This is a genomic window from Halobacillus sp. A5, from assembly GCF_024189315.1.
Classification (GTDB): Bacteria; Bacillota; Bacilli; order Bacillales; family Halobacillaceae; genus Halobacillus_A.
Genome location: NZ_JAIZEO010000003.1, coordinates 227,757 through 237,177, shown reverse-complemented (window position 1 = coordinate 237,177; position 9,421 = coordinate 227,757). Strand labels below are relative to the sequence as shown.

Here is a 9,421-nt window from a genome sequence, read left to right as displayed (position 1 = left end):
CCATAAAGCTGCGGAATTCCCCATAAACGAAAATAATCGCCCGTAACCCCCAGGAATTACCCATAAAACGGTAAAAGCGCCCATAACTTAGACTGCAGCCCGTTCTTTTCTCTGCTGATACAATATCACTGCAAAAATCGGAGCCCCGATCAATGAAGTAATTACACCGATCGGCAGTTCCACCGGTGCGATAATTGTACGTGAAACAAGATCGGCAAGAATTAAAAAAGTCGCCCCGTTGATTAAGGAAAGCGGCAGTAAATGACGGTGATCCACACCAAACAATTTCCGGCAGATGTGCGGAACGACGAGACCGACAAAGCCAATCGTACCGGATACAGCGACCGCTGCCCCTGTTAGAACCGACGAAGCCAGTAATATGACTGCCTTTCGTGTTTCCGTTGGCACCCCAAGCTGCTTTGCCCGATCTTCTCCTAGCGACATGGCATTGAGCTCCTGACCTTGAATCAACAGCAGCATTGAACCTATGACAAAAAAAGGCACAAGCAGACTGACATAATTCCAGCCTCTCATTGCTACGCTGCCGAGCAGCCAGCCGACAATCTGCCGGAGCTCATCTCCGGTTAAGGCAATCATTAACGAAATGACAGAGCCGAGAAACGATCCCATCACAATTCCTGTTAAAATGAGGGTTTCAATCGACAGGGTTTTATCGAGCATGCGGGCAAATGTAATGACAAACAGAAGCGTCAGCACAGCCGTCACAATACTCATGATCGGCAGCGTAAACATTGAAAACACTGGAAAAGAAAGTCCAAGAAACAACACGAGCACTGCGCCTACTGATGCTCCGGATGATACTCCCAGTGTATAGGGATCGGCGAGCGGGTTTTGCAGAAGACCTTGAAATGCTGCTCCCGAAATCGCAAGCGACGCACCAACGAGACCAGCAAGAAGAACGCGCGGCAATCGTACATCAACGATAATGCTCGCATTGACCGACCCTTCCGCTGTAGAGAAAGGCGTTGCCGCATCGACGAGCACGCGGACAATTTCAGAGAGCGGCACAGCTACACTGCCCGCTCCGACCCCTGCTAAAATCGCTGCTGTGAGAACGAACAACGATCCCACATAGGTAAAAAATTTACTCATCGCCGAAGGTATCTGGGTAAACCGCTTCTGCCAATTCTTCAAGCCCTTCCACTAAACGAGGACCCGAGCGTGTTACAAGGTCTGAATGTACATCAATCACTTCTTCATTTTCCACAGCGGGTACCTCCTCCCAGCCTTCACGTCCGGTCACCTGGCCTACCGGATCGTCAGTATAGTAGCCATAGGTAGTAACAATCGCATCCGGCTGCATATCAATAACCGCCTCTTCATTCATCTGCACCCAGCCTTCTTCATCTGCTGCCGCGTTCTCTGCCTGAATCATCTCCAGCATTTCATTCATAAATGTTCCTGTACCTGTTGTAAAAATTTCCGGCTCAGGAGAGACCTCAACAAAAACACTCTTCGTGTCTTCAACTTCTGATGCCTGTTCCTCAACCGTCTCTACATCTTCCTGCATTCCCGTTACAATTTCCTCAGCGTTTGCCTGTTCGTTAACGAGCTCGCCAATCGCGTCAATTGTATCGTAGACGCCATCAAAGCTTGTCGCATCCTCTACGATATAAACTGGAATATCCGCTTCTTCAATTTGATCCAGCGCCTCCTGTGAATTGTGCGCTCCCGAGGCATGCGCAAGCACCAGATCCGGTTCAAGGGACAGCACTTTTTCCACGTTAATCTCCATGCCCCCGACCTGCTCAAGCTCTGTCACCTCTTCAGGATAGTTATCATTTTCAGATACTCCGACGACTTCCTCCCCAGCGCCAAGCTCAAACACAATCTCCGTATTACTCGGCATTAAACTGACAATACGCTCGGGGTCCTCCTCCACTTCCACTTCATTCTCCATTGCATCCTCTACAGTTAATGGGTAACTCGTCTCCCCTGAGGCTTCTTCATTGTTTTCTTCAGGTGCCTCCTCGTTAGATTCCTCACTCGATTCCTCCGCACAGCCCGCAAGTAATCCTACTGAGAAACAAGCCACCCCTATGTAATACCAATATTTTTTCATCATACCTCTCCCCTTTTTTAATAAAAATGAACACAAAAAAACACATCCTGCTGCAGATGTGTATATGACCTATGAAGCCGCCTTATGCATACAGACCGCTTCTGCTCACACCTCCTATCCGCGTAGGGTACTAGTGAAGAAAAATAGGTAGGTCTCCTGGCTTATGGTCATTGCTCGCTGCTCCTTCCCATGCTTAAGCACACAGTGGAATGATGCAGGTCGCTCGCAAATACAGTGGCGGGACCGCGCTGGAATTGAACCAGCTTCCCTTTTAAGTGATGAAGCTCATCACGCCTATTTTTTCGACGATATTCTATTCTCTTTCATTTTAATGGAAGTCCCGGGAAAAATCACGAGTTAACTGTAAAAACCGTTGTTTAGAAACAAACCAAAAGAAACTATATTTCTAAGAAGAACCCTGGTCTCTTGCGGGTAATTAGCAAATACATTAAATATGTAGTTCTTAATATAAATGAATATTTCCCGGGAAATTGTCTAAATATGTTGGACAATAGCTGCAATTTATTCTTAGGGCTCTTGTCAGTATAATAATCGGCTTAGGATAACCAAAATTTAAATCAGCCATGCTCTAATAAACATAGAACTTGAAACAATGACCGCTGCTCAAAATAGTTATTGTATCTATTTTCCAATGATGGTAATATTCATAGCAAAGTTATAGATATGTATCTCCATTGCCAGCAGACCTAATATCCACACGGAAACGGGGCGAAATAATGAATAGAGATAATAAAAACGGTGTGTTTTATGAAATCTATGTGAACTCCTTCTATGACTCTAACAGAGATGGACACGGTGATTTGAATGGTATTACAGCTCAGCTGGATTATTTAAATACAGGAAACCCCGACAGCCAAAAGGGTTTACAAGTCGATGGCCTGTGGCTGATGCCAATCAGTCCATCACCGAGCTATCATAAATATGATGTCGTTGATTATTACAATGTGGATCCTGATTACGGTACTTTAGAAGACTTTCATAACCTTGTCTCTGAAATGCACAAGCGGAATATGACGTTGATCATTGATTTAGTCATAAATCATACAAGCATTGAACATCCATGGTTTAAGGAAGCAAGTGCTGGTACCAGTAATAGATACAGAGACTACTACATCTGGGCTGATAATGACACAGACCTTAATGAAAAAGGACCATGGGGACAGCAGCTGTGGCATAAAAATCCGAACGGGGAAGGTTATTATTATGGAGTGTTTTGGTACGGAATGCCTGATCTAAACTTCGAGAAACAGGAAGTTCGCGCAGAAGTTAAAGAGATAGGTAGATTCTGGCTTAACCAGGGGGCAGATGGTTTCCGATTGGATGCAGCCCTGCACATCTTTGACGAGGGCACGAGAAAGAACATCGAATGGTGGAACGAATTTCGTGAAGCTATGAAAGAAATAAATCCGAAAGTTTATTTAGTCGGAGAAGTGTGGGACCAACCAGAAGTGGTGGCTCCCTACTATCAATCTTTAGACTCTCTCTTTAACTTTAGTTTGGCCGATGTCATCGTCCGTTCGATTAAAAATAGTTACGATCAGGGTGTGGTACGCACAGCCCTTTCTACAGAAGAGTTATATCTTCCGCATAATCCAAATAAAATTGATGCTGTCTTTTTAACCAATCATGATCAAAACCGCGGCATGAGTGAATGGAAAAACAACGCCGACAAAGCAAAGACTGCAGCATCCATACTTTTGACTCTCCCGGGAAATCCGTTTATTTACTACGGTGAGGAAATAGGAATGACCGGGGAAAAACCAGACGAATTCATCCGCGAACCCTTCCGCTGGTATGAAGGAGAGGGAGATGGGCAAACCACGTGGAGAACGCCAGAATATAATACCGGGCGTAATGGAGTCTCAGTAGAATCACAGGATGAAGACTTAGATTCCTTATTAAATCATTACCGTGAATTAATCCGCCTTCGTCATAAACACGTTGAGCTTCAAAAGGGAGATTTAACAGAGATCCAGCTGAATAACCCACACATTATCGCCTACACACGTTCCTATGAGAATAAGTCACTGGATATGTACTACAATATTTCCGACAAGCCGATAGCCCTGACAGTTGAGAATAAAGGGAAGAAAATTTTCTCCACTCATACGAATGCTACATTGAAAAAGTCCACACTCATAGTCCCACCTAATGCGACCGTTATAATAAAAAGCAAATCTAATTAGTACACAAATAAAAGACACATCCCCTTATGACACGGAAGGAAATGTGTCTTTTATCCATATGTTAAAATCCATGTGTTCCACCTGAAAAAATGTCTGCCACCTTTTCCTTTATTTTGCCATCCACATTTTGATGGCAAGAATCGAAAATGTAATCAGATTAACATTTTTTGTTTTCTTCAAGTGATACCCTCCTAATTAATTATCAGAATATTTTAACTAATATAAGGGTAGCATGAGATTTTTAGCTTTTATACAATTGTGTAAGGAAATCTAACAGACTTTTTTAATAGGAATGGGGGCCGTTTAAATAATTAAAGGCTTCTCTGAAGTCCTAATCTACTAAACTCCTGAGTAAGCTAAGAACCCTCCATCAACAGGAACAGTAACCCCTGTTACAAATCCCGACATATTTTCATCTGCCAGCCAAATCAATGTACCAAGTAAGTCTTCCGGGGTACCAAATCTCTGCATAGGTGTTTGACTGATAATCTTGTGAGAGCGTTCTGTTAAAGTACCATCATCGTTAGTCAGCATGTTTCTATTTTGATCTGTAAGAAAAAATCCAGGAGCAATAGCGTTAACTCTTATCCCCGCTTCAGCCATATGGACAGCCAGCCATTGGGTGAAATTATTAATACCTGCCTTAGCTGCACTATAAGCCGGCACTTTTGTCATAGGGGACGGGGCACTCATAGAGGACATATTAATAATGGAAGTCCCTTTCCGATTCACCATCTTTTTTGAAAAAACCTGGGTTGGAATAAACGTACCGACTAAGTTCAAATTAAAGACGAATTGAAAACCTTCTGTGGTCATATCAAAAAAAGTGGAAAATTCTTTCTGATCTAAATCCTCCGGCTTCAGTGTTTCATTATCGGTCGTCCCGTCTGGGTGGTTGCCTCCAGCTCCATTAATCAGCAAATCACATATTCCTAATTCGGATGTAACAATTTCTTCAGCTCTGATCACACTGTTTTTATCAAGTACGTCGCAAGGAACTGATAAAGCAGTACCCCCTTCATTTATAATAGCTTGTTCTACTTCCCTGCCAGTTTGTTCGTTGCGGTTTAATATAGCCACTTTTGCTCCAAGCCTTCCTAACTCTTTTGCCATTGCACTGCAGAGAACTCCACTCCCCCCAGTAATTACGGCTACTTTTTCGTTTAGGTTCGTATTATTTCCCGCCATTTAACTAGACACCTGCCTTGTAAAGTTTCGTTCAAGGGTATCCCAAATGCCCCATAAATACATAATTCCGAGACCTCTATCGTACAGCCCGTATCCGGGCCGGCATTGTTCTCCCCAGATGTGTCTGCCATGATCCGGTCTTATATATCCATTAAACTCGGTATCATAATAAGCTTCCATTACTTTATAAATATCTATAGATCCATCTTTCGTTCGATGTGACGTCTCGATAAAATCACCGTTCTCATAAGTTTTTACGTTTCTAACATGAGCATAATGGATACGGTCCGAAAACTCATGGATCATCTCAGGAATATCATTATAAGGGTCAGCACCTAGAGAGCCACTGCATAAAGTTAACCCATTATAGGGGTCATCAACTAAATTCAAAAGCCTTTGCAAACTTTTTTTATTCGTCATAATCCTTGGCAGCCCAAATACAGACCAGGGGGGATCGTCCGGATGAATTCCCATTTTAATATCGTTTTCCTTTGCAGCCGTAATTACTTTTTCTAAGAAGTACTGTAAATTTGACCATAAATCTTCCTCAGTCACTTCTTTGTATTTTTCAAACAGGGTAGTTAATTGTTCCAATCGTTCAGGCTCCCAGCCGGGCATAGTATAACTAGAATCCTTGGCTATGGTCTGTACAAGCTGATTGGGATCAATATCTCTAATTTTATCTTTTTCAAGAAACAATGCGGTTGATCCATCCGCCATCTCTTTATAAAGATTGGTACGTGTCCAATCGAAAACAGGCATAAAGTTATAACAAATTACTTTCACCCCTGCTTCAGCTAATTTTTCAATGGTCTTAATATAATTGTTTATATAATAATCTCTTGAAGGAAGACCAAGCTTAATATCTTCATGAACATTAACACTTTCCACTACTTCTATATGTAATCCGTGACTTTCGGCCTGATTCTTTACTTCTAATATTCTGTCCAACGGCCATTCCTCACCAGCAGGGATATCATGAAGGGACCAGACAATTCCCTCTACCCCCGGGATCTGCTTAATATGATGTAATGGAACATGATCATTTCCTTCGCCAAACCAGCGCATCGTCATTCTCATATTAGATAAGCACCTCGCATAATCAATTGAAATCCCTCTCCTGAACTACATTTTAATGATTACTTTTCTCACTTCAGGAGGAGCATCCTCCATTAACTTAAAAGCTTCTTTAGCTTGAGAAATTTCATACTCATGGCTTACTAAATCTTTCACATCTAATTCCATGAAGTTAAATAGATTAACAACATTCTGAAACTGATGAGTCTGCAGCCTTGATCCGCTGATAGTGAGCTCTTTTTTTGTAATATCTACCTGGGCAAGCTTTGATAAGTCATTTGAAAATCCAAGTAAAACGACTCTTGCAGCCACTGATGTTAGAGAAACCGCCTGTTCTACCGTCTTAGAAGTGCCTACTGCGTCGATAACAACATTTGCTCCCATTCCATCTGTCCATGAAAAGACCTGCTGTGGCATATCACTGTGCGCAGGATTAACGACCAGATCCGCTCCCCAGCTTTCAGCAAATTTAAGCCTTTCCTCATTGAAATCCGATATCGCCACGCGGGCACCAGCTTTTTTAGCCATTTTTAAACAACAGAGACCAATCGGGCCTGCTCCAATAATAAATACACGGTCTCCTTCTTGCACGTTTCCGCGGTAAATGGATTGAGCTCCTATAGTGAACGGTTCGATTAGAGCAATTTCACTCCAGTCTACTGATTGATGGACACGGTGAACTAAGGAGGCGGAGATCGTCATTACCTGACGACCGCCCCCATCCCGGTGCACCCCGTAAACTTCAACATTTTCACATACATTCGGTCTGTCCTGCTTACACGCATAACAATTCCCACAAGAAGTCATCGGCTCAACGACGACTTTATCTCCAATCGTGAGTCCGTCCGTTAACTCACCAACTTCCATTACTTCGCCTGCCAGTTCATGTCCTATAATTCTTGGATAACTGGCAAATGGATTTTCTCCGTGAAGAATATGCATATCAGAGCCGCATATACCCATGGCTCTTACCCGTAATTTCACATCATGTGAATTAATCAGCTTAGGTTCTTCCAAATCTACTACGTTTAATTCACCTGGTTCATTAACTTGTATAGCCTTCAACGTTTAGCCCCCTTTCCTTAATCAAATAAGCTTGGTAAGAACAGAGTTAATTCAGGTATAAAACTAACAAGCAAGAGTACCAGTAAACTAACACCCAGGAACGGAAGAAGCGCTATTGTTGCTCGTCCAAGAGAAACCTTCCCTATACTAGAAGCAACAAACAGGCAGACTCCTACTGGTGGTGTAGATAAACCAATCATCAAGTTTAACACCATCATGACACCAAAATGGACAGGGTCCATTCCTATATAAGTAGCTACCGGCAGCAGAACTGGAAACAAAATGACCAGCGCTGCAATAGTCTCCATAAATGTCCCTACGAACAAAAGTAATAAATTCAGCAGCAAAATAACTACTATAGGATTCTCAGAAAGGGATAATATTCCATCTGCCACAAGCTGAGGAATTTGTTCACTTACTAAAATCCAGCCAAACAAGTTAGCAAAACCTACCAAAACCATTATTCCAGCAGTACTCACCATGGAATCCAGGAATACTTTAGGAATCATTTTTAATTTAAGGTCACGATACACGAGCAGGCCTACAATTAATGCGTAAACCACGGCCACAATAGAAGCTTCGGTTGGTGTAAATAATCCGCTTAAAATCCCAAATAAAATAACAACTGTCATCATTAACGCCCAAAAAGCTCCAGAGAATGATTTGATTACTACGGACAGGTGCTGCCGCTCTCCTTTAGGATATTTTCGCTTTTTAGAAATGATATAAGTTAAAATCATTAAACTAATCCCCAATAAAATACCCGGAATTGTACCAGCTAGAAACAAGTCTCCAATTGATACAGTTGCTAATGTTCCTAAAATGATCATTGGGAGGGATGGAGGTATAATCGGTCCAATGGTTGATGAAGAGGAAGTAACTGCAACAGCAAAGGCAGAATCATATCCTTCTTTCTTCATGGCAGGAATCATTACCGAACCTATACTGGCTGTATCTGCAAGGGCTGTCCCTGATATTCCTGCAAATCCCATAGATGAACCGACGTTTGCTAACCCTAACCCTCCTCTAATGTGCCCAACTATGTTATTAGTAAAATTAATTATTCTATCTGTAATTCCTCCAGCATTCATTAAATTACCTGCTAGAATAAAGCCGGGAATACAAAGAAGAGTAAAGGAGTTAATACCCCCAAACATTTTTTGCGGAATAACGTTTAATGGAATATCGGCCAACAGCAGGTAAATAAGTGATGACATTCCTAAACTAAAGGCAATTGGCACACTTAATGATATTAAAACAAGAAAGGAAACAAACAAAATCATGGCCAACATTACCTTACACCCTCTTCCTGATCATTCTTTAAGACTACAAAAATGTTAATAAAGCTATATAGTGCTAAAAGTAAAAATATAATAAGCATACTTAAATTTATATAAAACATTTCTACTGCTATAGTTGCTGAAGACTGGTTCTGTCCCAATAATGCGAATTCATAGGCATAATAGATTAAAAATGCCGAAAAGGCACCAATTACTAAGTAAATAAAAGAATCTACATATTTTCTAATTTTGTTCGGAACAACTTCCAGTAATAAATCTACTCTGACATACTCCCGATTTTCCATCGCAAGTGGAGCCGAAACGGCAATAGCATAAATAAACAAGAACCTGGAAAGTTCTTCTGTCCAAACAAAAGAATAAGGAGTATACCGGCCGGTGATTTGAATTAAGACAACAATAACTAAAGCAATAAAAAGAATAACCGTTAGAAATTTAAGTAAATTACTCAATAATTTGACAAGTTGCATGTGTAATCACCCTTTTTGATCGTAAGGTAAAAG

8 protein-coding genes and 1 riboswitch are annotated in these 9,421 nt (G+C 41.7%); of the genes, 1 reads left to right on the top strand and 7 read right to left on the bottom strand.

All coding sequences use genetic code 11. From position 1 onward, the window contains the following. Window positions 1–87: 87 nt before the first annotated feature. The gene (locus tag LF822_RS13010) at window positions 88–1,113 is read right to left on the bottom strand and encodes a FecCD family ABC transporter permease (RefSeq protein WP_253924942.1); all 1,026 of its coding nucleotides are present in this window, start codon (window positions 1,111–1,113) and stop codon (window positions 88–90) included. After that, window positions 1,106–2,083 carry an ABC transporter substrate-binding protein gene (locus LF822_RS13005; RefSeq protein ID WP_253924941.1) on the bottom strand — a complete coding sequence of 326 codons (978 nt, stop codon included), beginning with the start codon at window positions 2,081–2,083 and terminating at the stop codon, window positions 1,106–1,108. Before LF822_RS13005 ends, LF822_RS13010 begins: the two co-directional genes overlap by 8 nt. Window positions 2,084–2,212: 129 nt before the next feature. After that, window positions 2,213–2,396: riboswitch (cobalamin riboswitch) on the bottom strand. Window positions 2,397–2,820: 424 nt separating this feature from the next. Between LF822_RS13005 and LF822_RS13000 the strand changes: the two genes are divergently transcribed. Beyond that, entirely contained in the window at window positions 2,821–4,290 is a 1,470-nt protein-coding gene (locus tag LF822_RS13000; RefSeq protein ID WP_253924497.1) for an alpha-amylase family glycosyl hydrolase, read from the top strand. Between the two features lie 339 nt (window positions 4,291–4,629). On the opposite strand, the gene LF822_RS12995 is transcribed toward LF822_RS13000, so the two are convergent. The 5 genes from LF822_RS12995 to LF822_RS12975 are packed head-to-tail and all read right to left on the bottom strand — an operon-like array spanning window position 4,630 to window position 9,388. Further along, window positions 4,630–5,478 (bottom strand): SDR family oxidoreductase, encoded by an 849-nt coding sequence (locus tag LF822_RS12995; RefSeq protein ID WP_253924496.1) that lies wholly within the window; start codon window positions 5,476–5,478, stop codon window positions 4,630–4,632. Continuing rightward, window positions 5,479–6,558 carry a mannonate dehydratase gene (gene uxuA, locus LF822_RS12990; protein WP_253924495.1) on the bottom strand — a complete coding sequence of 360 codons (1,080 nt, stop codon included), beginning with the start codon at window positions 6,556–6,558 and terminating at the stop codon, window positions 5,479–5,481. A 45-nt stretch (window positions 6,559–6,603) separates the two neighbouring features. Next, on the bottom strand, window positions 6,604–7,620 hold the full coding sequence (locus tag LF822_RS12985) for a zinc-binding alcohol dehydrogenase family protein (protein ID WP_253924494.1): 1,017 nt from the start codon (window positions 7,618–7,620) through the stop codon (window positions 6,604–6,606). A 17-nt stretch (window positions 7,621–7,637) separates the two neighbouring features. After that, window positions 7,638–8,912, bottom strand: a complete 1,275-nt coding sequence (locus tag LF822_RS12980) for a TRAP transporter large permease (RefSeq protein WP_253924493.1) — start codon at window positions 8,910–8,912, stop codon at window positions 7,638–7,640. Then, window positions 8,912–9,388 carry a TRAP transporter small permease gene (locus tag LF822_RS12975; protein ID WP_253924492.1) on the bottom strand — a complete coding sequence of 159 codons (477 nt, stop codon included), beginning with the start codon at window positions 9,386–9,388 and terminating at the stop codon, window positions 8,912–8,914. Before LF822_RS12975 ends, LF822_RS12980 begins: the two co-directional genes overlap by 1 nt. Between the last annotated feature and the right edge of the window lie 33 nt (window positions 9,389–9,421).

Excerpts from the sequence above, each read along its gene's own strand:
- LF822_RS13010 (WP_253924942.1), bottom strand. The coding sequence starts at position 1,113 with ATGAGTAAATTTTTTACCTATGTGGGATCGTTGTTCGTTCTCACAGCA.
- LF822_RS13005 (WP_253924941.1), bottom strand. The coding sequence starts at position 2,083 with ATGAAAAAATATTGGTATTACATAGGGGTGGCTTGTTTCTCAGTAGGA.
- LF822_RS13000 (WP_253924497.1), top strand. The coding sequence starts at position 2,821 with ATGAATAGAGATAATAAAAACGGTGTGTTTTATGAAATCTATGTGAAC.
- LF822_RS12995 (WP_253924496.1), bottom strand. The coding sequence starts at position 5,478 with ATGGCGGGAAATAATACGAACCTAAACGAAAAAGTAGCCGTAATTACT.
- uxuA (WP_253924495.1), bottom strand. The coding sequence starts at position 6,558 with ATGAGAATGACGATGCGCTGGTTTGGCGAAGGAAATGATCATGTTCCA.
- LF822_RS12980 (WP_253924493.1), bottom strand. The coding sequence starts at position 8,912 with ATGTTGGCCATGATTTTGTTTGTTTCCTTTCTTGTTTTAATATCATTA.
- LF822_RS12975 (WP_253924492.1), bottom strand. The coding sequence starts at position 9,388 with ATGCAACTTGTCAAATTATTGAGTAATTTACTTAAATTTCTAACGGTT.